Source organism: Corynebacterium halotolerans YIM 70093 = DSM 44683, from assembly GCF_000341345.1.
In the GTDB taxonomy this organism is placed as follows: Bacteria; Actinomycetota; Actinomycetes; order Mycobacteriales; family Mycobacteriaceae; genus Corynebacterium; species Corynebacterium halotolerans.
The window spans coordinates 1065214-1090424 of the sequence record NC_020302.1 but is presented as its reverse complement, the minus strand read 5'-3'; the positions used below and the strand labels follow the sequence as shown (position 1 = coordinate 1090424).

Here is a 25211-nt window from a genome sequence, read left to right as displayed (position 1 = left end):
ACATGCCACACAGTCCCGGACACCGCCGCTCCCGTTACGGCCGCTACACCGGCGGCCCGGATCCGCTGGCTCCCCCGGTCGACCTGGCGGAGGCACTCGACGCCATCGCCGAGGAGGTCATGGCCGGCTACTCCCCCGAGCAGGCCCTGCGGGAGTACCTGCGCCGCGGCGGACGCGGCCGGGAGGGCTACGACGACCTCGCCCGGCGGGTCGCCGAGCGGCGCCGGGAACTGCTGCAGCGGCACAACCTGGGCGGCACACTGCGCGACATCAAGAAGCTTCTCGACGACGCCGTGCTCGACGAACGCAAGCAGCTCGCGCGCGACGTCACCATGGACGACACCGACCGCGCCTTCCGTGAGATGCAGATGGACAACCTGCCGACCTCCACCGCCGCTGCGGTCAACGAGCTGTCCGGGTATGACTGGCAGTCCACGGACGCGCGGGAGAAATTCGAGCAGATCAAGGACCTGCTGGGGCGCGAGATGCTGGACCAGCAGTTCTCCGGCATGAAGCAGGCCCTCGAGGGCGCCACCGACGAAGACCGCGCGGCGATCAGGGAGATGCTCACCGACCTCAACGAACTGCTCGAGAAGCACCGCCGCGGCGAGGACACCGACGAGGATTTCGCCGAGTTCATGGCCCGGCATGGCGACCAGTTCCCGGAGAACCCCCGGAACATCGATGAGTTGATCGATGCACTGGCGCAGCGTTCCGCCGCCGCGCAGCGGATGTTGAACTCGATGACCGAGGAACAGCGGCGCGAGCTCATGGAACTGTCGGCGCAGGCGTTCGGCTCCCCGGAGCTGATGGATCAGCTGGGCGCGCTCGCCGGCAACCTGCAGGCGATGCGTCCCGACCTCGACTGGTCGGGCTCCGAGGACTTCTCCGGCGAGCAGGGCCTGGGACTCGGCGACGGCACCGGCGCGGTGCAGGACATCGCCGAACTCGACGCGCTGAGTGAGCAGCTCAGCCAGGCCTATTCCGGCGCGCGCCCGTCCGACATCGACCTCGAGGCGATCAACCGCCAGCTCGGCGACGAGGCGTCGGTGTCGGCGGAGACGCTCGCGCAGCTCGAACGCGCCATGCGCGAGAGCGGACTGCTGCGCAACGGCGCGGACGGGTCGCTGCGACTGTCCCCGCAGGCGATGCGACGCCTGGGCAAGACCCTGCTCAACGACGCCGCGAAGAACCTCACCGCCCGCAGCGGGGCCCGTGACGCGCAGCTCGCCGGCGCCTCCGGTGAGCAGACCGGGGCAACGCGTCCGTGGGAGTTCGGTGACACCCAGCCGTGGGACGTGACGAGGACGGTGACGAACGCGCTGCAGCGCACCGCCGCCGAAGGTTCGGACGCCTCCAACCGGCTGCGCATCGAGGTGCGCGACGTCGAGGTCGTCGAGACCGAGGCGCGCACGCAGTCGGCGGTCGCACTGCTCGTCGACACGTCCTTCTCCATGGCCGCCGAGGGGCGCTGGGTGCCGATGAAACGCACCGCGCTGGCCCTCCACCATCTCGTCTCGACACGGTTTAGGGGCGACGAACTCGCGCTGATCAGCTTCGGGCGACTGGCCATGAACATGGGCATCGACGAACTCACGGCGCTGCCGCCGGTGCACGAGCAGGGCACCAACCTCCACCACGGTCTGCTGCTCGCGGAGCGGTTCTTCGCCCGGCACCCGAGCATGGATCCGACACTGCTGATCGTCACCGACGGCGAGCCGACGGCACACCTGGAGGAACAGGGCCACTCCTGGTTCGACTGGCCGACGCACCCCGAGACCCTGCGCCGCACCGTGACCCAGCTGGACCGGGTCACCCGGCGCGGCGCCCGCACGACGTTCTTCCGACTGGGCGACGACCCGGGCCTGAAGAACTTCCTCGATCAGCTCGCGGACCGCGTGGGCGGACGTGTCACCGCCCCGGATCTCGACGACCTGGGGGCCGCCGTCGTCGGCGAGTACCTGCGGTTCCGGGAGTCCGGTTACGGCGAGGTCGACTGGGGATAGTGGTGGCGGATTCAGCGCCGGGTGCCCGAAAAGCCTGTGAAGTGCTCAACGGGTCAAGGTTGGTTGGGTGAGCGCCGTCAACATCAGGTGCCGCTGCTTCCCGGCCGACGCCGCGGCATTTCCGTAGCCTTGGGGCATGAACATCCTCGAGTTCGGTGCAGAGATTTCTGATCCGCTCGCCCCGTACCTGGAAGTCGACCGTTCCCGACCGCGGCATGAGTGCTGGGTGACCGGGCACATGGTCGCCGGGCTCGACGGCACGGCGGCGATAGGTGGCCGGGTCGGTGCCCTGTCCACCCGGCCCGACCAGGCGCTGTTCCGCGCAATGCGCCAGATCGCCGACATCGTGCTGGTGGGTGCGGAAACGGTGCGCCGCGAGGGGTACGGGCGGGTGAGGCTGTCCGAGCAGGCGCAGGCACAGCGACGACGCCTCGGACAGCCACCGAATCCGCCGGTCGCCGTGATCAGCCGGAGCCTGGAACTCGACTGGACGGCGAGCCTGTTCGCTGACGCTCCCGAGGACGCTCCCACCCACGTGATCACCTGCGCGGCGGCGGACCCGGAGCGACTGGCCGAAGCTGAACGATTCGCCACTGTCGTGGTAGCCGGTGACGAGCGCGTTGAGCCGGCGGCGGCACTGCGGGCCCTGGCGGAACTGGGCCACCACGTGGTGCTTTGTGAGGGCGGTCCCACCTGGCTCGGGGAACTCGTCGCAGCAGACCGCCTCGATGAGCTGTGTCTGTCCATGTCACCGCTGATGGGCGGCGACCGGCTACCGGTTGCAGTGACCCCGGAGGGAGCGGGGATCAACCGGTTCGAGTTGAAGGGGATCATGGCCGAGGATGACACCCTCTTTCTCCGCTACGAGGCGGAGGCACGAGGAGGACAGGGAGATGAGTGACGGTGCCTTCAACAGCTTGATGGCCTCTGTCGACTCCCCTCTGGTCGTGGTGACCACCACCGCCGAGGATGAACAGGCCGGGTGTCTGGTCGGTTTTCACTCGCAGTCGGGCATCTCCCCTGAGCACTATTGCCTCTGGCTGTCGAAGGCCAACCACACCTATCGCGTGGGTCTGCGTGCCACGCACTTCGCGGTCCACTTCCTCGCCAGGGAAGACCTCGCGATGGCGGAGCGGTTCGGCACGCTTTCCGGTGAAGACACGGATAAGTTCGCGGGGCTTGACGTCGAGACCGACGAGACCGGCGTGCCGCTGATCAGGGCATGCCCGAATCGGATGGTGCTGGAGCGCATCGCCGTGCTTGACGACGGCAGCGACCACGTCTGCGTCACGACCCGGGTGCTCTCGGCCCAGGCCAGGGGAACTTTCGAGCCCCTGTTGCTCTCCGACGCCGCCCACCTCGACGCCGGCCACGCCAGCGAGGAGCGGGCGATCCAGCCCTGAGGAATTGACCTGCCGTTCTTTTCTGCCTCCAGTCCTGAAGTTCTCGGAACGGAGCCAAGGCGCGACAAACTGTGCTGTACTGGCCCCATGACGTTCCTGAAGCGATACCGATCCACCGGGGCTGACCTCCCGTTCGGCGACCTCCTTCGAGCGCACGACGGAGTCACGATGGAAGGCTACTTCTGGCGTATCACCGACCCTGCGACCGGTCGCGTCATCATCGCGCTCTGCGGCGTCAACGAAGGACCTGACGGATCGTGGGCGACGGTCGGCTACGCGGTCTGGCCCAATGGCTTCATCCGCACGGAAGCCCTCGACGGATCGTGGTCCGACCCGGACGCCCTGGGGGTCGAGGGCGGAACCGAAGGCCGGGCGGGATCGCAGGCCGCGTTCGAGGGAAACAAGCGCCGGCTGCGCGTGGATCTCGGCGTGGATGCCAAGCTCGACGTCCAGTTCCACGATCTGACCCCGTGGCCGCGCCGCTCGCTGGGCGGGTCGAGCATCTTCCAGTCGGTGCCCGCCCTCAACCAGTACTGGCACCCGTGGCTGCTCGGTGGGAAAGCCTCAGGAACCGCGATCGTGGGCGACGAGACCTGGGAGTTCAAGGACGCTCAGGTGTACGCGGAGAAGAACTGGGGCCGCGAGGGCTTCCCCGAAGCATGGTGGTGGGGCCAGGCGCAGGGCTTCGACGAATCCGGGGCCTGCGTCGCGTTTGCTGGCGGGATCGTGACGAATGGCCGGATGCAGGTGGAGGTCACGGGCCTCGTCGTCAAACTTCCCGACGGCCGAGTCATCCGCCTCGGTGATCCGGTCATCAGCCCAGTGCACACCCGCACGAGCGATGAACACTGGCATGTGATGGGCCGCGGTTTCGGGTGGCGGATCGAGATCACGGCCACCGCCCCGCTCGACCAGGCGTTTGTGCTCCCAGTGCCGTTGCCGAGCGAACACCGCAACGTGGCGGGTGACCTGGAACATCTTGCCGGCGGTCTGACTGTGCGTGCGCACCGTTTTGGTCGGCATGTGTGGACGGGCCGCACGTCGCTCGCCGCCCTCGAGAACGGGAGCCTCGACCGGGCCGCCGAAGAGCTGCGCCGACGAGGTCTCGATCCGACGCTGACCTCGGCGCCGCCCGTGCGTACGGAGGAAACGTCCTAGCTGCGCTGGAGCGCGGGGTAGTCCGTGTACCCCTTTTCCTCGCCGACGTAGAAAGTCGCCTGGTTGGGCTCGTTCAACGGGGCGTCCTCACGCCAGCGCTTCACCAGATCCGGGTTGGCCAGCGCCAGGCGGCCAACGGAGACGACGTCCGCGCCGGCCTTGTCCACCAGCTCCTCGGCGGCCTCGCGGTCGACGAAACGGCTGAAGCCGGTGTTCAGAATCACCGGGGCGCCGAGTTCCTCCCGCAGGCGCTGGACCAACTCGCCCTCGGGCTCGTGATGGACGATTTCGACGTGTGCCAGGCCCAGGCCCGCCAGGCCCTGTGCCAACGCCAGGTAGGTGGCGAGGACATCCTCGCGGTCTTCCTCCACAGCGCCCTGGATATTGTGTTCCGGGGACAGACGCAGTCCTGTGTTTTCCGCCCCGATGGCCTCGGCGACCGCGGTGACGACCTCGATGGCGAAGCGGGCGCGGTTCTCCGGGCTGCCGCCGTAGGCGTCGGTACGGGTGTTCGTGGTCGGTGCCAGGAACTCGTGGATCAGGTAGCCGTTGGCGCCGTGGACCTGCACCCCGTCCATGCCCGCGGCCATAGCGTTGCGCGCGCCGGCCACGAACTGCTCGATGACCTCCTGGATTTCCTCCGCGGTCAGGGCATGGGGCACCGGCGCAGCCACCTTGCCGGTGGAAATGCGGATCGGATTCGGGCTGGCGATGGCGCTGGGAGCGACGATGCGTCCCGTGCCGGAGAGTTCCGGGTGGGAGATGCGGCCGCCGTGCATGATCTGCATGACGATACGCCCGCCACGATCATGCACCTCGTCAGTGATTTCCCGCCAGGCGTCGACGTGCTCCTCGGTCTCGATGCCGGGCTGGCGGCCCCAGGTACGGCCCTCCTGAATCGGCCAGGTGCCTTCGGTGATGATCAGCCCGAAGGAGGAACGCTGAGCGTAGTACTCCTTCATCAGATCGTTCGGCGTGCCGTTGGTCTGCGCCCGGATTCGGGTCAGCGGGGCCATGGCCAGACGGTTGCTCAGCCGGAGCTCGCCGAGCTCAGCCGGGGAGAACAACGGGTGTGCGGCATCGTGAGCATTCATGAATTCTGCTTGGGCTCTCTCGTGTTTCTCGGGGATGTTGCAGTCCACTCCCCTGCAACAGTTGCCGGGGGAGATTTCTTCCCATCTGCTCAGATACGTTTCCATCCCACTCGGTCACCAGGCAGCCGATCGTCACGGCAACCGAAAGCACGAGATCATGCATCGTCCGTCCGGGAAGCGACACTAACGTTGTCGATGCTCCAACGAGACAACGTGCGGATTCCTCCGCCGAAATGATGCCCGCGTTGGCGGCGAGCCTTGCAAAGAACCCCGGCCACCAGCGCTTCTCGTCACCCACCAGATGATGGGCGTGGTTGGCTCGTGGAACAAGAGCATTGCTGAAGAACCGGTCCTGGCACTACCGCCAGATGTGAAACTATTGAAGAACCGTCAGAAGGGCCCGGCAAGGCTACACGTTGAACTTGAACTCCACCATGGTGCGTAGCTAACTAACCTCAGCCCCGTCGAGCTAGCTCCCCCGCAAGCAAATGAACTAAAAGTAGCGATCTATCTGAGGATTTTCCAGGACCGGGAGGTGGACGGCCTCACCATTGACCGGCAGCGCGAGGAGCGCCTGAAACGTGGGTCCAGGACGACCATGACGAAAGGGCCATGGAGGGACTCGAGCTCAAGCGCCCCCGCGAGCGCTGCGACATCAACGGAGCAGAAGGCCCGCCGTTCAAGGTCGACAGCCAGGTCCCTCCTTCGGCCTGAGATCTAATCAGCCAAGCCCGCCTCGGCAAGGACATTGAGTTCCCGGGTCCTCGGTCTCCAGAGCGCCGCCCGAACAGTCGTGAGCTCCTTGAGGTGCGGAGAGACCACCTCATCCAGTGCACGGACGTAGTCGGGGACGATCTCACGTGGCAGCCGCAACCCCATCGTTAAGTGAGGAGTCCAGCGGGAGCCACGCCCATCGGGGTTGAGCGCGCTGATCTGACGAGCTGCGATCTCCAGTTCGTCAGAGGTTTCGAGTAACCAGGCGACGGTCTGTTTGCGTTTCGTACCGAAGACGACGGTGCCCACCCTCTGAAAACGGGCAGGGATCACCGGAGGGAGCAATTGGGCGGCACGCTCAATGACGTCCACTGCCATGCTGGGGGAAAACGTGACGGTGATGTGAGGCGTCTGCTGCTGTGCAGGAAATCCCCGTTCCTCGAGGAGCGCGAATATCTCGCACACCTGCTGCTCCTCGTCCTCCGCAAGGTGGAGCAGAATGTTGTCGGGTGATGTCACCGTCTATAACTCCTCATTCTGAGTCAAGCGCGATACCCGCAGGCATAACTCGCCACTTCCGTGACGCTAAACGTTAAACTTGAACTCCACCGCGTTACGTAGTTAGGCAACGTGTGAAAACATCGGCTACAGATACGGATTGTGCGCACTTCTTGACCACACCTAAACAGCGGGAAAATGGTGGGAGCTTATCCACGCAGAAGGCCCTAAATCCATCGAACGCAGCTCTTCCGTGTTCACAGGCAGAGGTTTATCGGGGACCGGGTACTGCCACAGAATCTCTTCTTCCGCTGCCCCCTCAATCTTGAGCACCAGGTTCTCACCGTAAAACCACTGGTCGCTAAGCACATTGACCTCCTGCGCCTCGACATCAGTAACGCGCCACGACCACCGAGAAGGGCCGTCTTCATAACAGTAGCCCAGGAATCCCTCCTGGGCTCCGGCTAGAACGTGAATAACGAAGTGAATGAACGAGCCATCATCCCAGGCAGCCACAACCCGCAACCTCGGGAGCTTTCGGGTTCCGTCTTCGATATAACAGCTCTCATCGCGACGCCAGCCCAGTGCCCGGTCCAGTGCACGCACGAGTTTGCCCATATCCATTCGGGGACCATCCGGAGCAGCCTCCGCCCGCGCCTGTTGGAGTTCCTCCTCAAGCTGCCGCACCGTGATCGCTCCAGCCCGCTCCGAGATCATCTTCGCGCGAGTTCGGGCCCGATCGATTTCATAATCTATATTTGGCAGATCCCCAGCAGAGACCGATCGGCGGCGCACCAGGAGTTCCTGCAACAAGCGGTCGACGTTCGTCGCCTGGGACGTGAGCTTCGCGAGTTCATCAGAGTCACTCATCACGCTGTCTTCAGTGGCTCAATTTCATCAAGCTGGTCGGCAACTTTGTCTTCCGCAACTTCAAGCTCGTATTGCGCTTGGAGATTCAACCAGAACCGGCTGTCCATGCCAAAGTAGCGTCCGAGACGCAGCGCCGTGTCCGCAGTGATGGCACGTTTTCCATGGACGATCTCGTTGATACGACGCGGAGGCACTCCGATCGCGACAGCGAGGCGGTTCTGCGTTATCCCGAAGCCCTTGATGAAGTCCTCCATCAGGATCTCACCGGGGTGGACTGGTGGCCATTTGTCAGTGGTAGTCGACGAGTTCGACATCTTCTACACCTCCGTGATTCCAGATGAAGCAGAGCCGCCACTGATCATTGACGCGGATGCTGAATTGACCTTCGCGATCCCCGTTGAGCGCTTCAAGCCGGTTACCTGGCGGCACACGGAGTGTGTCGAGTGTCGGAGCGGCATCGAGCATCTTCAGCTTCCAGATTGCAGCCTTCTGCACCTTCGGGTCAATCGATGCGACCCGCTCACGACGCCAGAGGCGTTCGGTGTCGCGGTCCGCAAATGATCTGATCACGAACCCAATCTTCGCGCCTATAACGCGTGGCGTCGATAACGTTATACGTTAAACTTGAACTCCACCACGTCGCCGTCGGCCATGACGTAGTCCTTGCCCTCCTGGCGGACCTGGCCCTTGGCGCGGGCTTCGGCCATGGATCCCGCGGCGTCGAGATCGTCGAAGGAGACGATCTCGGCCTTGATGAAGCCGCGCTCGAAGTCGGTGTGGATGACGCCGGCGGCCTGCGGGGCGGTCGCGCCCTGCGGGATGGTCCAGGCACGGGACTCCTTGGGGCCGGCGGTCAGGTAGGTCTGCAGGCCGAGGGTGGCGAAGCCGGCCTTGGCCAGGGAGTGCAGTCCCGGCTCGTTCTGGCCGACGGACTCGAGCAGTTCGGCGGCCTCGTCGTCGTCGAGCTCGAGCAGCTCGGTCTCTGTCTGTGCGTCGAGGAACACGCAGTCGGCCGGGGCCACCAACGCGCGCAGCTCGTCCTTCTTCGCCTCGTCGGTGAGCACCTCCTCGTCGGAGTTGAAGACGTAGAGGAAGGGCTTGGCGGTCATCAGGTGCAGCTCGCGGACCAGGGCGAGGTCGAACTCGCCGTTCTTGGCGGCGGAGAACAGGGTGCGGCCGTCCTCGAGAATCTCCTTGGCCTTCTTGGTTCCCTCGACGGTCTCGGCCAGGGACTTGTCCTTGCGGGCGTCCTTCTCCAGGCGCGGCAGGGCCTTCTCGACGGTCTGCAGGTCGGCGAGGATGAGCTCGAGGTTGATCACCGAGATGTCGGTGCTCGGGTCGACCTTGCCGTCGACGTGGATGACGTTGTCGTCGGAGAATGCGCGTACCACCTGGCAGATGGCGTCGGCCTCGCGGATATTGGAGAGGAAGGCGTTGCCCATTCCCTCGCCCTCGGAGGCGCCCTTGACGATGCCGGCGATGTCGACGAAGGAGACCGTGGCGGGCAGGATCCGCTCGGAGCCGAAGATCTCGGCGAGACGGTTCAGGCGGGCGTCGGGAAGTTCGACGAGACCGACGTTCGGCTCGATGGTCGCGAAGGGGTAGTTCGCGGCCAGTACCTCGTTGCGGGTCAGTGCATTGAACAGGGTGGACTTGCCGACGTTGGGCAGACCGACGATTCCAAGAGTAAGGCTCACGGGCACTCATCCTAGCAACGTGCCGTTTCCTCCGGGCGGGGCGGTCCCCACGGCTACGTCGCTGCTCACGATTCCCGGAAAATCAGGCACTATGGAGGGCGTGAGTGCCACCCCAGAAAACCCGTCCGACGGCGACGGGACCACCCAGACCCCGACGGCCACGGACCCCGATCCGGAGACCATCGAGGCGGCGCGCACCTTCGACGAGCTGAATCCGGAGCCCCGCACCGACCAGGTCGACCGTTCCGTGGTCATCTCGGAGTGGCTGAAGTCCGTGGCGATGTGGTCCCTGCGCCTGTTGATCATCGCCGCCGCCGCGTACGTCGGCTGGTACCTGCTCAGGCAGTTCTCGCAGGGTGTCCTGCCCGTCATCCTCGCCATCATCGTGTGCACGGTGCTGGCCCCGCCGACCACGTGGCTGCGTCGCCGCGGGGTGCCGGGCGCATTGTCGGCGATCATCTCGCTGCTCGGGGCGCTGGCCATCTTCGGCGCACTGCTGTCCTTCATCGCCCCGAGCGTCGCCCAGCAGTCGCAGACCCTGGCGCTGCAGGCCGTCACGGGCGTGCAGCAGCTGCAGCTGTGGCTGGAGGGGCCGCCGCTGAACCTCAACGGCGAGGATCTCGACGAGCTGATCAACGAGGCGGCCGCCTGGCTGCAGGAGCAGGCCGGGGCGATCGCCGGCGGCATCTTCTCCGGCATCGGCACGGCCACCTCGATCATCGTCACGCTCGGTGTCGTGCTGGTGCTGACCTTCTTCTTCCTGAAGGACGGCCACCGCTTCCTGCCGTGGCTGCGGGGAGCCTCGGGGCGGCGCGTCGGCTCCCACATGACCGAGCTGCTGACCCGCGCGTGGAAGACCCTGGGCGGTTTCGTGCGGGCCCAGGCCCTGGTCTCCCTCATCGACGCCGTGTTCATCGGCATCGGCCTCGCCCTGATCGGCGTGCCGATGGCGCTGGCGCTGGCCGTGATCACCTTCATCGCCGGATTCATCCCCTACATCGGCGCGATCGTCGCCGGCGCCCTGTCCGTGCTGGTCGCCCTGGTCTCGCTCGGCTTCACCGAGGCGGTTCTGGTCCTTGTTCTCGTGCTCGCCGTCCAGCAGCTCGAGGGCAACATCCTCTCCCCCTTCCTGCAGTCGCGGGCCCTGAACCTGCACCCGGTCATCGTCCTGGTCTCCGTGACCATCGGCGGTGGCCTCTTCGGCATCATCGGCGCGTTCCTCGCCGTGCCGGTCGCCGCGATGATCGCGGTCGTGTTCCGCTACCTGCAGGACATGACGGCCCTGGAGTCCGGGGAGAAGGTCGTCGATGACATCGCCTTCTCCACCCCCCATGGAACGGTGACGGGACGCTACACCGAGGAGAAGGGCCGGCGGATGCGCGAGCGCATGCGCAACTCCATCATCTTCGTCGACGAGGCGGAGATCGCACCGGAGGACGAGGACGAAGGGGAATCCACCCGCCGCGGAACGACCCCCGGGACCGGCACCGCCGAAGCCGACACGGAGGCGCGCACCCAGCGTCGCCGCCGGTCGGCGTTCTCCCCGCAGGAACTCCGGGGACTGACCAACTCCGCCATCGAGAAGATGTTCATCTTCCTGCGGCGCCGCTGACCGACCGCGCATTCGGAGCATCTCTGGAGCCGCCTCGTCAGTCATGCCTTTACCGGAGGCGGCACCCGCGCGTCTAAGATGGCTCGTTGTGTCACACATGTCCCCGAAGAGCAGGAGTCGGCAGGCGACGGTATTCACCGGCCTGCCGACCTGGTCAGGTATCGCCATCGTCCTGGCGGCCCTGGTCACCGGTCTACTGATCAGCCTGAGCGTGCAGCAGATCGGCCTGCCCTTCCTGGTGTGCTTCATCCTCTCCGGCCTGTTCGTCGCGCTGCTGACCGAACCCAGGGGACTGTTCCTCACGGTGGCGTCGATGCCGGTGCTCTTCGCCGCGATGACGGTGCTCACCGCGTGGTCGGTGGCGCGCTCCACGGCACCGGAGGGCAGCGCGGCCTTCTCGACGACCTCGATCGTCACCGGTGTCTATCCGCTGCTGGAGTTCTTCCCCGTGCTGTTCTCCGTGAGCGCGGGTGCGGGCGCCATCGCCATCCTGCGGCTGTGGCTGCTACGGCGCTCCGGGCGGGCGCGGGACCTGGCGGCCCAGCGGACGCGGCGTCGTGACGCGGAGAACGAGCAGCGCAACCGCGCCACCGTCTCCCGCGCCCGGCGACGGACGAACCAGGTCACCGTCGAGGAGCTGCTGGAGCGCAACCGCCGACGGATGGAGGAACGAGCCGACGGCGCGGCAGACATCCGGGACGATCGTCCCACCCGGCAGATGCGACCGGTCACCGGGCCGTCGGCCTCCCCCGCCCGCCCGCGGCCGGAGACCGAGAGGTCCCCGAAGCCCGCGAAGCGCGAGAAGCCGGCGAAATCGCAGTCCCGAACCCGGCAACAGCGCCCCCGCCGCCGTTCGCTGGATGACGACCTCTACTCCGGCAACTGACTGAACGCGCCCCTGGGTTTTCTCGGGGCGCGTACTGCTGCGTTTGGGGCAGGTTCCCTCCGGCAGAGTCGAAGGGACACAGTCGAAAGGACACAGTCGAAGGGACACAGTCGAAAGGACACAGTCGAAAGGACACAGTCGAAAGGGGATCTGGTTTCGACCTCAAAGGTCGAGACCAGATCCCCTTTCGACGACGTGAATTCGGGGTTCAGCCCCAGAGTTGAGCCCCGGTGTTCAGCACACCGCTCTAGGCGCGTGCCGGGCGCAGGTCGCGCGGCAGGGAGAAGACGATCTTCTCGCTGGCGGTGGTGATCTCGTCGACAGAGCCGAAGCCACGCTCGGCGAGGAACTCCAGCACGTCGCGCACCAGGATCTCCGGGACGGAGGCGCCTGAGGTCACGCCGACGGTGTCCACCCCCTCGAGCCAGGCCTCGTCGATCTGGGAGGCGTAGTCCACCAGGTAGGAGTTGTCGGTGCCGGCCTCCAGCGCCACCTCGACCAGCCGCTTGGAGTTCGAGGAGTTCTGGGAGCCGACCACGATCATCAGCTGGCAACGCTCGGCGATCGCCTTGACGGCGACCTGGCGGTTCTGTGTGGCGTAGCAGATGTCGTCGGACGGCGGATCCTGCAGGTGCGGGAAACGCTGCTTGAGTTTGGTGACGATCTCCATCGTCTCGTCGACGGACAGCGTGGTCTGCGACAGCCAGACCAGCTTCTCGTCGGCCAGGGACTCCGGCAGCTTGTCGACGCCCTCGACGCCGTCGACGAGATGGGTGGCGTTAGGCGCCTCACCCATGGTGCCCTCGACCTCCTCGTGTCCCTCGTGGCCGATGAAGAGGATCTGGAAGCCGTCGCGGTCGAAGCGCAGGGCCTCCTTGTGGACCTTGGTGACCAGCGGGCAGGTGGCGTCCAGGGTCTGCAGGTTCAGCGCCTTCGCCGAGGCGTGCACGGCCGGGGAGACGCCGTGGGCGGAGAACACGACGTGCGCGCCCTCCGGGACCTCGTCGGTCTCCTCGACGAAGACCGCGCCGCGCTCGGCGAGGGTGTCCACCACGTAACGGTTGTGGACGATCTCCTTGCGCACGTACACCGGGGCCCCGTACTTCTCCAGGGCCTTCTCCACGGTCTCCACGGCGCGGTCGACGCCGGCGCAGTAGCCGCGCGGAGCCGCCAGGAGAACCTTCTTCTCAGCAACAGTCATGGAACCCAGCGTATCCAAGGCGGGTCTAAAAGCATAGACTTGGTGCGTCACATTGTCCTCGATAACCAGCGGAGAGGTAGGTCACTCAGTGGCACAACCGGCGAGCACTCCCGAGGCCCCGTGGCCCGTCCGGGAGCTCAACGCGAAAGTCAAGGGGTGGATCCAACGCCTCGGCTGGCTGTGGGTGGAGGGCCAGCTCACCCAGATCAACGCCAAACCCTCCTGGAAGCTGAGCTACCTCACCCTGCGGGACACGGAGACGGAGAAGTCGGTGCAGCTGACCTGCCCCACCAACCTGCTGCAGTCCTCCCCCAGCCCGCTGCGCGACGGCGACCGCGTCGTCGTCCACGGCAAGCCCGCCTTCTACGAGGGCCGCGGCTCCTTCTCCCTGTGGGTCACCGAGATCCGCCATGTGGGTGTCGGTGAGCTGCTCGCCCGCATCGAGATGCTGCGCCAGCAGCTGGCCGCCGAGGGGCTGTTCGCCCCGGCCCGCAAGAAGCCCCTGCCGTACCTGCCCAACCGCGTCGGGCTGATCACCGGCCGCGGCTCCGCGGCCGAGCGCGACGTGCTGTCGGTGGCCCGCGACCGCTGGCCCGCCGTCGACTTCCGGGTGATCAACACCGCTGTGCAGGGCGCGAACGCCGTGCCCGAGGTCGTCGAGGCGCTGCAGACGCTTGACGACGACCCGACGGTCGACGTCATCATCATCGCCCGCGGCGGCGGCTCGGTGGAGGACCTGCTGCCGTTCTCCGAGGAGACGCTGCAGCGCGCCGTGGCCGCGGCACGCACCCCGGTGGTCTCCGCGATCGGGCACGAACCGGACAACCCGGTCCTCGACAACGTCGCCGACCTGCGGGCCGCCACCCCGACCGACGCCGCCAAGCGTGTCGTGCCGGACGTCGCGGAGGAGCGGGCCTTCCTCGGCGAGGCGCGGGGCCGCATGGCCGCCGCCCTGCGTGGCTGGGTGGCCCGCGAGCGGCAGGGACTGGCGTCGATACGCTCGCGTCCGGTGCTCGCTGATCCGATGACGCCCATCACCCGCCGGCGCGAGGAACTCGACCGCGGGCTGGCGCGCATCCGGCGGGACATCCAGTACCTGCTCCAGCAGGAGACCGCCCGGGTGAGTGCGCTGCGCGCCCAGGTCTCCGCACTGGGCCCGTCCGCCACCCTGGCGCGCGGGTACTCGGTGGTGCAGGTCGTCCCGCGCGACGGCTCGGAACCGTCGGTGGTCACCAGCATCGACCACGCCCCGCCCGGCAGCCAGCTGCGCATCCGCGTCGCCGACGGTTCAATCACCGCCGCCGGCATGTCCACGACCCCGGCCGACTAGCGCCGATCCAGAAGCCGATCCAGAACAGGAACTCAGGAGCAACATGAACGACAATGTGGTGGGTGCCGGCCAGGCCGGCGACAACGCTTTCCCGGCGGTGGAGACCCTGTCCTATGAACGGGCCCGCGACGAGCTCGTCGAGATCGTCAAGATCCTCGAGCTCGGGCAGATGAGCCTGGACGAATCGCTGAAGTACTGGGAGCGCGGCGAGGCCCTGGCCCGCCGCTGCGAGGAACACCTGGCCGGCGCGGCGAAGCGCGTCGAGGAGGCACTCGGCAACGGAAACGGCGCCGACGCCGGCGGGGAGTAGTTCTCCGGAGCGGTGACGCCTCAGCGGCCGCCCAGGTAGGCCACGGCCGAGACCTCGACCAGGAACTGCGGCCGCGCCAGGGCGGCGACCCCGACCACGGTGTGGGTCGGCAGGACCGCACCCGTGAAATGCCGGGCGCGTGCCTCGTTGACCACGGGGGCGTCCGTGACGTCGGTGAGGTAGGTCGTGGTGGAGACGATGTCGGCCATGCCTCCCCCGGCCTCCTCCACCACGGCCCTCAGGTTCCGGAAGACCTGCTCGGCCTGGGCCGCGACATCGCCCTCGCCGACGATGCGCGCCTCCGCGTCGAAGGCCACCATTCCGGAGATGTGCAGGCTGTCCCCGGCCCGCACCCCGTAGGAGTAGACGGTGCGGCGGGCAGGTTCGGTCGGCAGCTGTTCCGGCATGACCGCCTTGAGGTGGTGGCCGGTGTTCTCCGCGGAGTTCGTCTGTGACATCGCCGTGGCGCCCTTCCCGTTTCCCGTTGAGCGTGGATTCCCGCTCAGGTTACCGGGCGGACGGTTGTACCGGGGTGGTTTCGGGCGGATTTCCGGCCGGCGTTGCGGCGGGGCGGCCGCAATATTTGACCGCAAAATTCTTGTGGAGGTGCATTGTCCCTGTTCGTTCGTGAAGGACGCGCCAGATTCTGCGGTTTGAAGCCTCCTGCCCCGCCTACAGCCCCACACCCCCGAGCAGTATGCCTCGGCCAAGCAGGTGTTCTGGATCGTGGACAACGGGTGTTCCCACAATGGAACACGGCTGGTGAAACGCAGGGAGCAGTCCTGGCCGACCGCGGCAATGGTCCACATGCCGGTATGTTCCTCACGGTTGGACCAAGTGGAGATCCACCAGTCCATCCTGCTGCACAAGGCGCTCAGCGGCGGTACCTGTCACCATCTCAGCGAGCTCGCCGAAGGCGTGCCCGATTTCCAGGACGCTGCGGCACGACCGCAGAGCCCTTCGGCCTGACCCCGACGAACTAACGCAAATAACCGCTACCCCTCGCTGGGCAGGGGTTCGGTGTTCACGGCGGCGTCGATGATGGTGTGGAACTCCTCGTCGGTGCCGGCACCGCTGAACAGGATCCTCACGTCGCCGAGGTCGGTGATCCACAGATCCCGGACGTCGTTCTCCTCGGAGGAGTAGACCTCCACCTGGTGACCGTCGACGTTCTCGGTGCGCTCCAGCTCGCGGTAGTCGGCGTCGTAGCCACGCACGGCGTCGTCCATCGACTCGCCGGTCTGGGTCATCTGGATATAACCGGTGTCGGCGGTCACCCACCCCACGACCGGGGCCGGGGTGTCATCGATGTGGGTGCGGCGCGCGGAGTTGGGGATCCAGCCCTCGGGGTTCTCCGGCAGGCGGACGGGGAAGTTCATCGCCCGGGCCTCCATGCTCATGAAGGGCACGGGATCGACCTCCTGGACGGGTCCGTTCTCGGGGCGGCCGGGGTTGTAGGTGCACAACCCGGTGAAGGCCACGGACACCAGCATCACCACGACGATGAGGGCCAGGGACCACGTCATGTCCCGGCCATTCTGGAAGATCCTGGGTTTTTCCTCTGCTGCCACGGGCCCAAGTATGGCATGGGTGCCCCCGTTCGACCTACACCGGGGTGAAACGCGATGGATGTGACCTAATCCCCTCTTTCGGGTGAGTTAGCACCGAATATTCACGCCCGAAAGTGCGACAATGAGCGGGTGGCCGGTGGACCACCCCTCCACCGTGCGCGTTGTCGCGGCACGCCACGCACCAAGCCCTGAAGCATCGATCGCCCGCAGGAGGCCGAGAACACATGAATGACATCCACGCCGAGACCCCGGACCGCAACCTCGCGATGGAGCTCGTCCGCGTGACAGAGGCGGCGGCACTCGCCTCGGGCCGCTGGGTCGGCCGCGGCATGAAGAACGAGGGCGACGGGGCCGCTGTGGACGCGATGCGCAAACTCATCAACTCGGTGAACATGAACGGCGTCGTGGTCATCGGCGAGGGTGAGAAGGACGAGGCCCCGATGCTCTACAACGGCGAGGCCGTGGGCACCGGCGACGGCGCCGAGGTCGACATCGCCGTGGACCCGGTCGACGGCACCACCCTGATGGCCGAGGGCCGACCGAACGCCATCTCCGTCATCGCCGCCGCCGAGCGCGGCTCGATGTACGACCCGTCGGCGGTGTTCTACATGAACAAGCTCGTCGTCGGCCCCGAGGCCGCGGGCACCGTGGACATCCAGGCCCCGGTCTCCCACAACATCAACGCCGTGGCCAAGGCCAAGGGCATCGCCCCCGCCGACGTCACGGTCATGGTCCTCGACCGCCCCCGCCACATCGACCTGATCTCCGACATCCGCCGCGCCGGCGCCAAGGTGCGCCTGATCTCCGACGGCGACGTCGCCGGCGCCGTGGCCGCCGCGCAGGACTCCACCATGAACTCCGTGGACATCATGATGGGCATCGGCGGCACCCCAGAGGGCATCATCGCAGCCTGCGCCCTCAAGTGCATGGGCGGCGAGATCCAGGGCATGCTGGCCCCGACCACCGAGGAGGAGGCGGCCCAGGCCGTCGCCGCCGGCCACGACCTCAAGCAGGTGCTGACCACCAGCGACCTGGTCGCCTCCGACAACTGCTACTTCGCAGCCACCGGGGTGACCAACGGTGACATGCTCCGCGGCGTGAGCTACCGCGCCAACGGCGCGACCACCCGCTCCCTGGTCATGCGCTCGAAGTCCGGCACCGTCCGCTACATCGAGTCCCGACACAAGCTGGCCAAGCTGCGCGAGTACTCGGTCATCGACTACTCGGACCTGAAGGGCTAGATCCCCTACTTCCGTGTCCGGTCACGGTGCCCTCCTCCCCACCCTGGGGAGGAGGGCACCGTCGTCTCCCCACCGGTGACCGTCACCACCCGCCGATCCGTGTCGACTCGGAGGGGTTCACGCACATTCGCACGGCGCTTTGGGCCATACTTGAAGGCACAGACTCCACCGTGACGAGGTCGGCACCGCAGCCCGAATCGGGATGTCATCACCCGGTCTCCCACCACGCCGGAGTCGCACAATCCCGAAGCAACGGAAGGTATTTCATGACCGAGCAGGAATTCCGCATCGAACACGACACCATGGGCGAGGTCAAGGTCCCGGCCAAGGCCCTGTGGCGTGCCCAGACCCAGCGTGCCGTGGAGAACTTCCCGATCTCCGGCCGCGGTCTCGAGGAAGCACAGATCCGCGCCATGGGCCTGCTGAAGGCCGCCTGCGCGCAGGTCAACAAGGATTCTGGCGCCCTCGATGCGGAGCAGGCGGACGCCATCATCGCCGCCGCCAAGGAGATCGCGGACGGCAAGCACTACGGGGAATTCCCCATCGACGTGTTCCAGACCGGTTCCGGTACCTCGTCGAACATGAACACCAACGAGGTCATCGCCTCCATCGCTAAGGCCAACGGTGTCGAGGTCCACCCGAACGACCACGTCAACATGGGGCAGTCCTCCAACGACACCTTCCCGACCGCCACCCACGTGGCCACCACCGAGGCCGCGGTGAAGGTGCTGCTTCCGGCCCTGAAGCAGCTGCACACCTCCCTGGACAACAAGGCCAAGGAGTGGAAGTCCGTGGTCAAGTCCGGCCGCACCCACCTGATGGACGCCGTCCCGGTCACCCTCGGCCAGGAATTCTCCGGTTACGCCCGTCAGATCGAGCTCGGCATCGAGCGCGTCGAGGCCACGCTGCCGCGCGTCGGTGAGCTGCCGATCGGCGGCACCGCCGTCGGCACCGGCCTGAACACCCCGGCGGAGTTCGGTGCCAAGGTCACCGAGGAGCTCAAGAAGCTCACCGGTCTTGAGCAGCTGAGCGAGGCGGAGAACCACTTCGAGGCCCAGGCCAACCGCGACGCCCTCGTCGAGGTCTCCGGCGCCCTGCGCACCATCGCCGTCTCCTTCTACAAGGTCGCCAATGACATCCGTCTGATGGGCTCCGGCCCGCTGACCGGCCTCGGCGAGCTGCGCCTGCCCGACCTGCAGCCGGGTTCGTCCATCATGCCGGGCAAGGTCAACCCGGTGTTGTGCGAGACCGCCACCCAGGTCTCCGCCCAGGTCATCGGCAATGACGCCGCGGTGGCCTTCGGCGGCTCCCAGGGCCAGTTCGAGCTCAACGTGTTCATCCCGATGATGGCCCGCAACGTGCTCGAGTCCATCACCCTGCTGGCCAACACCTCCCGGGTCTTCGCCGAGCGTCTGGTCGACGGCCTGGAGCCCAACGCCGAGCACATGAAGCTGCAGGCCGAGTCCTCGCCGTCCATCGTGACCCCGCTGAACTCCGCCATCGGTTACGAGAACGCCGCCAAGGTCGCCAAGACCGCGCTGGCCGAGGGCAAGACCATCCGTCAGACCGTCATCGACATGGGCTTCGTCGACGGCGAGAAGCTGACCGAGGAGGAGCTGGACCGTCGTCTGGATGTCCTCGCAATGGCCAACACCGACCGCGACAAGTAGGCCGCGGCGGTGGGTCGCCGACCCACCCCGCTGTCTCCCACGGCCCCGCCGGAGCACATCCTTGAAAGGAGGTGCCCCGGCGGGGCCGTCGGCGTTGCTCACCCGCCCCGTGCCCGCCGCATCAGCCACTGCCCCGGTGTGATGCGGATGCGTTCATCCTCCCCCAGCCCACTGACCGTCTCCACCGCCCCATCACGCCACAGGTGCAGCAGCGGCGACAACGGCAGCTGTCCGGTCAGCCACCCCTCGTGGGCGGACAGCGCCGCCAGTTCCACCCCGGCGACGAGGTCCTCGCCGGCGGTCACGGGGCGCAGCAGCAGAAGGGTGGCCGTCGGCATCGCGAAGAGCACGCCCTCGGCGTCCGCGGCCTCCGGTAGCCAACGCGCGAGGCACTCTCCGAGCACGAGCGGTGCCGAACCGAGCCAGGGGTTGGGGGAGGCCACCGTCCACAGGTACTCGCCGGGGCGCCGGTGGCCCAGATCGTGGAGATCGACGCGCACCTGGGCGCGGGCCAGCTCGGCGCGCAGATTGCGCGTGCCGACGACCGCGAGGGTATCGACGTCGTCGTGTCCGGCCAGCTCGGCCGGGCCGACGGGCCGGCTGCCGCGTCCGGCCGCCAGCGCCAGGCAGGCGGCGGTGTCGGCGGTGAAGTCGAAGATCCTCGTGCGGGTGAGCAGTTCGCGTCGCCCGGCATCCAGCCCCAGCGTCGGGAGCAGGCGGACCCGCAGGCAGGCGTAGACGTCACCGGTGTCCATCCGTGCGGGGTCGGACCGGGTCATCACGGCTTTGACCAGGGACTCGACGCGGGCGGGCACGGCGTGCGGGGAGTCGTCGGCGGCCAGCGCGGTGATCAGCGGGGCCAGGTCGACGGTGACGGGCCCGGCGTCGGCACGCAGGATGCGCGCGGTGGTGCCCGCGATCTCCAGTCTCCCGCCGCGGGCGGTGACGGTGTCGGCCAGTTCCCGGCGCAGCTGGTCGGCCCGGCGCGCGGACAGCGGCGGGAACCGGCGGTCGGGCCTGCCGCGCGGGTCCGGGGGCCGGTTGAGGAAGCTCATGGCGGAGGCGGACCTTGTGGTCAGCGCTGGCTCATCAGCTCGAGCAGGTAGGGGGTGGGCGAGATCTGCAGCTGGCGGGCCTCCTGGTCGAAGGTCGACAGGGTGCTCACCTCGCCGTCGTGGAACAGGTGCAGCAGCGGGGAGACCGTGTGCGGGCGGCTGATCGCCAGTTGGGCGGCCACCGGCGCCATGCGGCCGAGCCCCTCGAGCAGGTCATCGCCGAGGGTGACCTCGCGGGCGAGCAGGACGTGCCGGGTGGGCATGGCGAACAGGACCCCGAGCGAGCGGTCGAGCCCCGGCGCCCAGGAGGTGAGGACGTCCTCGATGAGAATCGGGGCGGAGGCGATGTAGTAGCTGCCGGACTCGAACGACCAGAAGCGCGCGCCCGGGTGCTCCTCGGAGCCGGGGTGGCGCTGGGCGACCACAGGTGCGCCCAGCAGTTCCTCCCGCAGGTTGGTGCGCGCGGCGCGCACCAGGGTGTCCAGGTCGTCGACGGGCCGCAGCCGCTCGAGCGGCATCGTACGGATGGAGTGCTCCGTGTCCAGGACCAGGGTGACCGCGGTGTCGGCGGTGAAGGCGTGCAGCGACGCCGCGGTGACGATCTCCGACTCCTCCGGTACCAGCCCGGTGGTGGGGGCCACCCGCAGCCGCAGGCCGGCGTACAGCTCGGCGGTGTCGAGGATGTCCGCGCCCCGGTCGTCGAGCATGGCCGCCACGAAGGACCGGGCCATGGTCGCCGCGGCGCGCGGGTGCTGGGAGCGGGCGACGTCGTCGACGAGGTTCTCCAGGTTGAGCGTCACCCTGCCCCGACGCGGGTGCTCGATGATGCCGTGCATCCCGTCGAAGCGGGCCGTCGCCCCCGAGTCGGCGACCGCCTTCCGCAGGGCGGTGCGCAGCTCGTCGGCGCGTCCCCGCGTCATGCCCGGGAAGCTCGGGTCGGGCTCGCCGAGACGCTTTCTGGCTCGCCGACGGAAGAACATGTCCGGCCTCCTCCGTCCTGCTCGGGGTCGTGCGCGTGCCGTGGGGAGAGCTATTCCACAGCAGCGCCTCTGCCTGCGACGGTATCACTGTTGGAAATCACCCGCACCCACCGTCCTCCCAGCTCGGCGGGGTCTTCTCCGGCCGCGCGCCCGTGCCGGCGCGGCGTCCCGGGGGCGGGTACCGCCGAGCGGGGAAGCTTGCACCCGGGGCAAAAGTGCACTCTGTGCAAAATTGTGTAGGATTGCCGGTCATGAACGACTCGACAACTGAATACCCCGAACACCCGGGAGGGTGGCGCGAGATCAAACGGTTGCGCACCCACCGCGACATCGAGGACGCCGCCACGGCGCTCGTCGACGAACGCGGCTTCGACGCCGTGACCGTCGACGACATCTGCGCCCGCGCCGGTATCAGCCGGCGGACCTTCTTCAACTACATGGACTCCAAGGACGAGGCCGTCCTCGGCACCCCTCCTCTGATCCTCGGCGAGCGGGGGCGCGAGACCTTCCTCACGACCCCCTCCGACAACCTGGTGGCCCTGGCCATCGACCTGCTGGTCACCGGCGATGACTCCGACGACGAGGACCCCGAACGCGGCGGCGAGGAATTCGCCGACCGTCTGCGGGAGCGTCGCCGCCGCATCGTCAACGCGGAGCCCGCCCTGGCGGCGCTCTCGCTCAACCGCTTCCGGGAGCAGGCCCGGCAGCTGCACGGTCTCATCGTCGCGCACCTTGAGGCACTGCCCGGGGACCGCAAGCTGCCCGACCGTCCCGTTGAGCTGGAGGCCCGCATCATCAACGGGCTGATCCGCGAGACGGTGTGGGTGCATCTGGCCCACCCCGAACTCTCCCCCACCTCCGAGTCCGACCGCGGCACCCTGCTGCGCGAGGCCGCGGAGACCATCACGAACCTGGCGAAGGAGCTGACATGGTAAGCAACGTCTCCCACAGTCAACAACCGCAGACCCCCACCGACACCGTCAAGGCCAACGAGGGCCGGGTCGGCCTGATCTTCGCCGCGCTGATCATCAGCATGCTGATGAGCTCGCTGGGCCAGATGATCTTCTCCACCGCGCTGCCGACCATCGTCGGTGAGCTCGGCGGCGTCGATCACATGAGCTGGGTGATCTCCGCCTTCCTGGTCACGATGACCATCGCCATGCCGATCTTCGGCAAGGTGGGCGACACCCTCGGACGCAAGTGGCTCTACCTGTTCGCCATCGTGGTGTTCGTCGTGGGCTCCACCCTCGGTGGCGCGGCCCAGTCCATGGAGATGCTCATCCTCGCCCGCGCCATCCAGGGCTTCGGCGGTGGCGGCCTGATGGTCACCAGCCAGGCGATCATCGCCGAGGTCGTGCCGGCCCGCCAGCGCGGCAAGTTCATGGGCATCATGGGCGGCGTCTTCGGCGTCAGCTCCGTTCTCGGCCCCGTCCTGGGCGGCTGGTTCACCGACGGCCCGGGCTGGCGCTGGGGCCTGTGGGTCAACCTCCCGCTCGGTGTCATCGCCTTCCTGGTCTCCCTGTTCGTGCTCAAGCTCGGCACCGGCACCGGCCGGACCGGGGGCAGGCGCTTCGACTGGCTGGGCACCCTGCTCATGGCCGTGACCACCTCCAGTCTCATCCTGCTGACCACCTGGGGCGGCACCCAGTACGCCTGGGGGGATCCGGTCATCCTCTCCCTGGCCGCCGTCGTGGTCGTGGGTGCGGTCGCGTTCGTCCTCGTCGAGCTGCGGACGTCTGATCCGCTCATCCCGATGACGCTGTTCCGCAACCGGAACATGGTTCTGACCACCGCCGCCGGCACCGTCCTGGGCCTGGCGATGGTCGGCGCCCTCGGCTACCTGCCGACCTACCTGCAGATGGTGCACACCCTGACCCCGACCAACGCCGGCCTGATGATGATCCCGATGATGGTGGGCATGATCGGCACCTCCACGATCGTGGGATTCCTCATCTCCAAGTGGGGGCGGTACAAGTACTATCCGCTCGTGGGCATGGCCGTCGTCGCCGTCGCGCTCTTCCTGCTGTCGCGGCTGACCGTGGACACCTCCCTGGTCGTGCTCGGCGCGATACTGTTCATCTTCGGCTTCGGCCTCGGGCTGGTCATGCAGGTGCTCGTCCTCATCGTCCAGAACAGCTTCCCGGTCACCATGGTGGGCACCGCCACCGCCACCAACAACTTCTTCCGCCAGATCGGTTCCTCGCTGGGTGCCTCCCTGGTCGGCTCGCTGTTCATCCACAACATGCAGACCAACCTGGCCGAGCACCTGCCCGGCGCGTTCCGTGCCCTGGGCCCCGAGGGCGCCGGGTGGGCGGAGCAGTTCGGGCAGGCCGGCGAAGCCGCGAACTCCCTGACTCCGGCGGCGGTCGTCCAGCTGCCCGAACCGATCCAGGATGCGGTGCTCCTCAGCTACAACGACGGCCTGACCCCGGTGTTCCTGATGATGGTGCCGCTGGCCGTCCTCGCGTTCCTCCTGCTGCTGCCCGTGCGCGAGGAGAAGCTCAAGGAGACGGTCGAGTAGTCCGGGACTCCTGCCGGAAAACGGGAACCGTCCCTCCCCCGGTCGGCGCTGCGGCGTCGGCGGGGAGGGACGGTTCTGTCGTGTCCGGGGTGGGACGTGGCTACTGGAGGGCCAGCTCGGGCTCGGCGAAGCACTGGTGCTCCACGATCCAGCGGGTCATGCGGGGATACACCCAGAAGTTGTAGATGCCGAGAGTGATGACCGTGAGCAGCCACCACTTGATCCACTGTCCGAACAGGCCCCAGGCGGAGCCGGTGAACCGCAGCCGGTGGCCGAACAGCAGCGTGTGCTTCGTCTGCCAGCGGTAGACCATGACGACGGCCCACGGGAAACAGATGCCGAGGGTGCAGACGGTGACCAGGAGCGCGAGCAGCTGCACGCCGAACCAGCTGGCGGCGCCCCCGTCGAAACGGTACATGGCGGCACCCGGCACGGGGCGCACGACCGGCAGCGCCTGTCCGGGGTGTGCCTGTCCGGGGTGCACCTGCGCGACCGGCGGGACGGGCGTCGCGAAGGGGACCCCGGCCGCGGCGAACGGGGCCGGGTCGGGGTGCGGGGGCTGGTTGACGGGAGTGGACATGACGGTCTCCTGGGGGATACGAAAGGAAGATGGCAACGGGCACCGCCGCGGGATCCGCTGATTCGGACCCCGGCCGGGTGCGGCACCCCAGAAGCTATCGGGGTGGCGCGACACCACCGCCGTCCCTGTCGAACGCGTGTGCTCGCTGCGGCGCGGAACCACCCCTTTCCACCGTCCCGGGAAAGAAAGGAACCCGCCCTCCCCGGAATGCGGGGGTGACGGGTTCAGATGATGGGTGCATGTGTCTCAGTCGTCCCCGTCCGGTTTGGGGAGGAGCTTTTCGTAGATGTCGGTGTCACGCCAGTGGCCGGCCATCTCGCCGTAGGTCATCTTGGCCAGGTGACGCAGGGTGCCCACCTTCTCGAAGCCGCGGGAGATGTGCAGCTTCGCCGAACCTTTGTTCTCGGGGAAGATCCAGGAGTGGATGCCCCACTTGTTCAGGTCCTGGCACACCTCGATGAGCTTGTCGAGCAGCGCTCCGGCCACTCCCCTGCCCTGCGCGGCCGGGTGAATGTAGATCGAGTCCTCGACCACGCCGTGAAAGACCGAGCGGGTGGAAATCGGCGCCGCCGAGACCCACCCGAGCAGTTGCTCCGGATTCTCCTTGTCGACGGCGACGAACACCGTCTCCAGAATCTTCTGGTGGGCGAACTGTTCCCAGGTGGGGGCCTCAGTCTCATAGGTCGCATGTCCGGACTCGAGGCCCATCTCATAGATCGCCCGCACCTGGGGATAATCCTCAGGCCTGATCGGGCGCAGCGTGAAGGTCGCTTCTGCCATATTTCCGATTGTGTCCGCTCCGGAACTGCGCCGC

26 protein-coding genes are annotated in these 25211 nt (G+C 67.3%); 13 read left to right on the top strand and 13 right to left on the bottom strand.

The features are described 5' to 3' along the window. The first annotated feature begins 2 nt into the window (after nucleotides 1-2). The 4 genes from A605_RS05180 (at nucleotide 3) to A605_RS05165 (ending at nucleotide 4567) form a co-directional block, all read left to right on the top strand. The gene (locus tag A605_RS05180) at nucleotides 3-2006 is read left to right on the top strand and encodes a VWA domain-containing protein (protein WP_015400449.1); all 2004 of its coding nucleotides are present in this window, start codon (nucleotides 3-5) and stop codon (nucleotides 2004-2006) included. Between the two features lie 136 nt (nucleotides 2007-2142). After that, the gene (locus tag A605_RS05175; protein WP_034990687.1) at nucleotides 2143-2907 is read left to right on the top strand and encodes a pyrimidine reductase family protein; all 765 of its coding nucleotides are present in this window, start codon (nucleotides 2143-2145) and stop codon (nucleotides 2905-2907) included. After that, nucleotides 2900-3409, top strand: a complete 510-nt coding sequence (locus A605_RS05170; RefSeq protein WP_015400447.1) for a flavin reductase family protein — start codon at nucleotides 2900-2902, stop codon at nucleotides 3407-3409. The genes A605_RS05175 and A605_RS05170 overlap by 8 nt, the downstream gene beginning before the upstream one ends. An 87-nt stretch (nucleotides 3410-3496) precedes the next feature. Further along, nucleotides 3497-4567, top strand: a complete 1071-nt coding sequence (locus A605_RS05165) for a tocopherol cyclase family protein (protein WP_027004331.1) — start codon at nucleotides 3497-3499, stop codon at nucleotides 4565-4567. On the opposite strand, the gene A605_RS05160 is transcribed toward A605_RS05165, so the two are convergent. The 6 genes from A605_RS05160 to ychF form a co-directional block, all read right to left on the bottom strand. Beyond that, entirely contained in the window at nucleotides 4564-5661 is a 1098-nt protein-coding gene (locus A605_RS05160; protein ID WP_015400445.1) for an alkene reductase, read from the bottom strand. The genes A605_RS05165 and A605_RS05160 overlap by 4 nt on opposite strands. A gap of 717 nt (nucleotides 5662-6378) precedes the next feature. Continuing rightward, nucleotides 6379-6894 carry a 2'-5' RNA ligase family protein gene (locus A605_RS05155; protein WP_015400444.1) on the bottom strand — a complete coding sequence of 172 codons (516 nt, stop codon included), beginning with the start codon at nucleotides 6892-6894 and terminating at the stop codon, nucleotides 6379-6381. Nucleotides 6895-7056: 162 nt separating this feature from the next. Then, nucleotides 7057-7743 (bottom strand): hypothetical protein, encoded by a 687-nt coding sequence (locus A605_RS05150; RefSeq protein ID WP_027004330.1) that lies wholly within the window; start codon nucleotides 7741-7743, stop codon nucleotides 7057-7059. After that, nucleotides 7743-7997, bottom strand: a complete 255-nt coding sequence (locus A605_RS05145) for a HigA family addiction module antitoxin (RefSeq protein ID WP_015400442.1) — start codon at nucleotides 7995-7997, stop codon at nucleotides 7743-7745. The genes A605_RS05150 and A605_RS05145 overlap by 1 nt, the downstream gene beginning before the upstream one ends. Before the next feature lie 34 nt (nucleotides 7998-8031). Next, nucleotides 8032-8313 (bottom strand): type II toxin-antitoxin system RelE/ParE family toxin, encoded by a 282-nt coding sequence (locus A605_RS14975; RefSeq protein ID WP_015400441.1) that lies wholly within the window; start codon nucleotides 8311-8313, stop codon nucleotides 8032-8034. A gap of 41 nt (nucleotides 8314-8354) precedes the next feature. After that, nucleotides 8355-9440, bottom strand: a complete 1086-nt coding sequence (gene ychF / locus A605_RS05135) for a redox-regulated ATPase YchF (RefSeq protein ID WP_015400440.1) — start codon at nucleotides 9438-9440, stop codon at nucleotides 8355-8357. 91 nt (nucleotides 9441-9531) lie between these two features. Between ychF and A605_RS05130 the strand changes: the two genes are divergently transcribed. Continuing rightward, the gene (locus A605_RS05130; RefSeq protein WP_015400439.1) at nucleotides 9532-11052 is read left to right on the top strand and encodes an AI-2E family transporter; all 1521 of its coding nucleotides are present in this window, start codon (nucleotides 9532-9534) and stop codon (nucleotides 11050-11052) included. Nucleotides 11053-11149: 97 nt separating this feature from the next. Further along, entirely contained in the window at nucleotides 11150-11938 is a 789-nt protein-coding gene (locus A605_RS05125; protein WP_015400438.1) for a DUF6542 domain-containing protein, read from the top strand. A 247-nt stretch (nucleotides 11939-12185) separates the two neighbouring features. Here A605_RS05125 and A605_RS05120 read toward each other — a convergent pair whose 3' ends face one another. Then, nucleotides 12186-13139, bottom strand: a complete 954-nt coding sequence (locus A605_RS05120; RefSeq protein ID WP_015400437.1) for a 4-hydroxy-3-methylbut-2-enyl diphosphate reductase — start codon at nucleotides 13137-13139, stop codon at nucleotides 12186-12188. An 88-nt stretch (nucleotides 13140-13227) separates the two neighbouring features. Here A605_RS05120 and xseA point away from each other — a divergent pair, with 88 nt between their 5' ends. Next, nucleotides 13228-14469: an exodeoxyribonuclease VII large subunit gene (gene xseA, locus A605_RS05115; RefSeq protein ID WP_015400436.1), complete on the top strand. Its 1242-nt coding sequence runs from the start codon at nucleotides 13228-13230 to the stop codon at nucleotides 14467-14469. Between the two features lie 43 nt (nucleotides 14470-14512). Beyond that, nucleotides 14513-14779 (top strand): exodeoxyribonuclease VII small subunit, encoded by a 267-nt coding sequence (locus tag A605_RS05110; protein WP_015400435.1) that lies wholly within the window; start codon nucleotides 14513-14515, stop codon nucleotides 14777-14779. A 20-nt stretch (nucleotides 14780-14799) separates the two neighbouring features. Here A605_RS05110 and A605_RS05105 read toward each other — a convergent pair whose 3' ends face one another. Beyond that, nucleotides 14800-15237 (bottom strand): RidA family protein, encoded by a 438-nt coding sequence (locus A605_RS05105; protein WP_015400434.1) that lies wholly within the window; start codon nucleotides 15235-15237, stop codon nucleotides 14800-14802. Nucleotides 15238-15616: 379 nt separating this feature from the next. Between A605_RS05105 and A605_RS15930 the strand changes: the two genes are divergently transcribed. Further along, nucleotides 15617-15748, top strand: a complete 132-nt coding sequence (locus tag A605_RS15930) for a hypothetical protein (RefSeq protein WP_280109780.1) — start codon at nucleotides 15617-15619, stop codon at nucleotides 15746-15748. A gap of 26 nt (nucleotides 15749-15774) precedes the next feature. On the opposite strand, the gene A605_RS05095 is transcribed toward A605_RS15930, so the two are convergent. Beyond that, nucleotides 15775-16350: a DUF4245 domain-containing protein gene (locus A605_RS05095; RefSeq protein WP_081602087.1), complete on the bottom strand. Its 576-nt coding sequence runs from the start codon at nucleotides 16348-16350 to the stop codon at nucleotides 15775-15777. A gap of 224 nt (nucleotides 16351-16574) precedes the next feature. Between A605_RS05095 and glpX the strand changes: the two genes are divergently transcribed. Together glpX and A605_RS05085 are read left to right on the top strand one after the other, a co-directional pair. Beyond that, nucleotides 16575-17591 (top strand): class II fructose-bisphosphatase, encoded by a 1017-nt coding sequence (gene glpX, locus A605_RS05090; protein WP_015400431.1) that lies wholly within the window; start codon nucleotides 16575-16577, stop codon nucleotides 17589-17591. A 266-nt stretch (nucleotides 17592-17857) separates the two neighbouring features. Next, nucleotides 17858-19261, top strand: coding sequence for a class II fumarate hydratase (locus A605_RS05085; RefSeq protein WP_015400430.1), 1404 nt, complete (start codon nucleotides 17858-17860; stop codon nucleotides 19259-19261). 98 nt (nucleotides 19262-19359) lie between these two features. Here the strand turns inward: A605_RS05085 and A605_RS05080 are convergent, their stop codons facing one another. Together A605_RS05080 and A605_RS05075 are read right to left on the bottom strand one after the other, a co-directional pair. Further along, entirely contained in the window at nucleotides 19360-20316 is a 957-nt protein-coding gene (locus A605_RS05080; RefSeq protein WP_015400429.1) for a hypothetical protein, read from the bottom strand. Nucleotides 20317-20336: 20 nt separating this feature from the next. Then, entirely contained in the window at nucleotides 20337-21296 is a 960-nt protein-coding gene (locus tag A605_RS05075) for a hypothetical protein (protein ID WP_015400428.1), read from the bottom strand. A gap of 251 nt (nucleotides 21297-21547) precedes the next feature. Here A605_RS05075 and A605_RS15690 point away from each other — a divergent pair, with 251 nt between their 5' ends. After that, nucleotides 21548-22231, top strand: a complete 684-nt coding sequence (locus tag A605_RS15690) for a TetR family transcriptional regulator (protein WP_015400427.1) — start codon at nucleotides 21548-21550, stop codon at nucleotides 22229-22231. Continuing rightward, on the top strand, nucleotides 22225-23817 hold the full coding sequence (locus A605_RS05065; protein ID WP_015400426.1) for an MDR family MFS transporter: 1593 nt from the start codon (nucleotides 22225-22227) through the stop codon (nucleotides 23815-23817). The genes A605_RS15690 and A605_RS05065 overlap by 7 nt, the downstream gene beginning before the upstream one ends. A 100-nt stretch (nucleotides 23818-23917) precedes the next feature. Here A605_RS05065 and A605_RS05060 read toward each other — a convergent pair whose 3' ends face one another. Together A605_RS05060 and A605_RS05055 are read right to left on the bottom strand one after the other, a co-directional pair. Continuing rightward, entirely contained in the window at nucleotides 23918-24397 is a 480-nt protein-coding gene (locus A605_RS05060; protein WP_015400425.1) for a DUF898 family protein, read from the bottom strand. Between the two features lie 246 nt (nucleotides 24398-24643). After that, a complete protein-coding gene (locus tag A605_RS05055; RefSeq protein WP_027004324.1) occupies nucleotides 24644-25177 on the bottom strand; it encodes a GNAT family N-acetyltransferase in 534 nt (177 codons plus the stop codon). Between the last annotated feature and the right edge of the window lie 34 nt (nucleotides 25178-25211).

Bases quoted from the DNA above. Each gene is read 5' to 3' on its own strand.
- A605_RS05120 (WP_015400437.1), bottom strand. From the start codon at position 13,139: ATGACTGTTGCTGAGAAGAAGGTTCTCCTGGCGGCTCCGCGCGGCTAC.
- A605_RS05110 (WP_015400435.1), top strand. From the start codon at position 14,513: ATGAACGACAATGTGGTGGGTGCCGGCCAGGCCGGCGACAACGCTTTC.
- A605_RS05160 (WP_015400445.1), bottom strand. From the start codon at position 5,661: ATGAATGCTCACGATGCCGCACACCCGTTGTTCTCCCCGGCTGAGCTC.
- A605_RS05125 (WP_015400438.1), top strand. From the start codon at position 11,150: ATGTCCCCGAAGAGCAGGAGTCGGCAGGCGACGGTATTCACCGGCCTG.
- A605_RS05150 (WP_027004330.1), bottom strand. From the start codon at position 7,743: ATGAGTGACTCTGATGAACTCGCGAAGCTCACGTCCCAGGCGACGAAC.
- A605_RS05080 (WP_015400429.1), bottom strand. From the start codon at position 20,316: ATGAGCTTCCTCAACCGGCCCCCGGACCCGCGCGGCAGGCCCGACCGC.
- A605_RS05165 (WP_027004331.1), top strand. From the start codon at position 3,497: ATGACGTTCCTGAAGCGATACCGATCCACCGGGGCTGACCTCCCGTTC.
- A605_RS05130 (WP_015400439.1), top strand. From the start codon at position 9,532: ATGGAGGGCGTGAGTGCCACCCCAGAAAACCCGTCCGACGGCGACGGG.
- A605_RS05075 (WP_015400428.1), bottom strand. From the start codon at position 21,296: ATGTTCTTCCGTCGGCGAGCCAGAAAGCGTCTCGGCGAGCCCGACCCG.
- A605_RS05105 (WP_015400434.1), bottom strand. From the start codon at position 15,237: ATGTCACAGACGAACTCCGCGGAGAACACCGGCCACCACCTCAAGGCG.
- A605_RS05170 (WP_015400447.1), top strand. From the start codon at position 2,900: ATGAGTGACGGTGCCTTCAACAGCTTGATGGCCTCTGTCGACTCCCCT.
- A605_RS05085 (WP_015400430.1), top strand. From the start codon at position 17,858: ATGACCGAGCAGGAATTCCGCATCGAACACGACACCATGGGCGAGGTC.
- A605_RS05055 (WP_027004324.1), bottom strand. From the start codon at position 25,177: ATGGCAGAAGCGACCTTCACGCTGCGCCCGATCAGGCCTGAGGATTAT.
- A605_RS05180 (WP_015400449.1), top strand. From the start codon at position 3: ATGCCACACAGTCCCGGACACCGCCGCTCCCGTTACGGCCGCTACACC.
- A605_RS05175 (WP_034990687.1), top strand. From the start codon at position 2,143: ATGAACATCCTCGAGTTCGGTGCAGAGATTTCTGATCCGCTCGCCCCG.
- A605_RS05145 (WP_015400442.1), bottom strand. From the start codon at position 7,997: ATGGAGGACTTCATCAAGGGCTTCGGGATAACGCAGAACCGCCTCGCT.
- glpX (WP_015400431.1), top strand. From the start codon at position 16,575: ATGAATGACATCCACGCCGAGACCCCGGACCGCAACCTCGCGATGGAG.
- A605_RS05060 (WP_015400425.1), bottom strand. From the start codon at position 24,397: ATGTCCACTCCCGTCAACCAGCCCCCGCACCCCGACCCGGCCCCGTTC.
- A605_RS15690 (WP_015400427.1), top strand. From the start codon at position 21,548: ATGAACGACTCGACAACTGAATACCCCGAACACCCGGGAGGGTGGCGC.
- A605_RS05065 (WP_015400426.1), top strand. From the start codon at position 22,225: ATGGTAAGCAACGTCTCCCACAGTCAACAACCGCAGACCCCCACCGAC.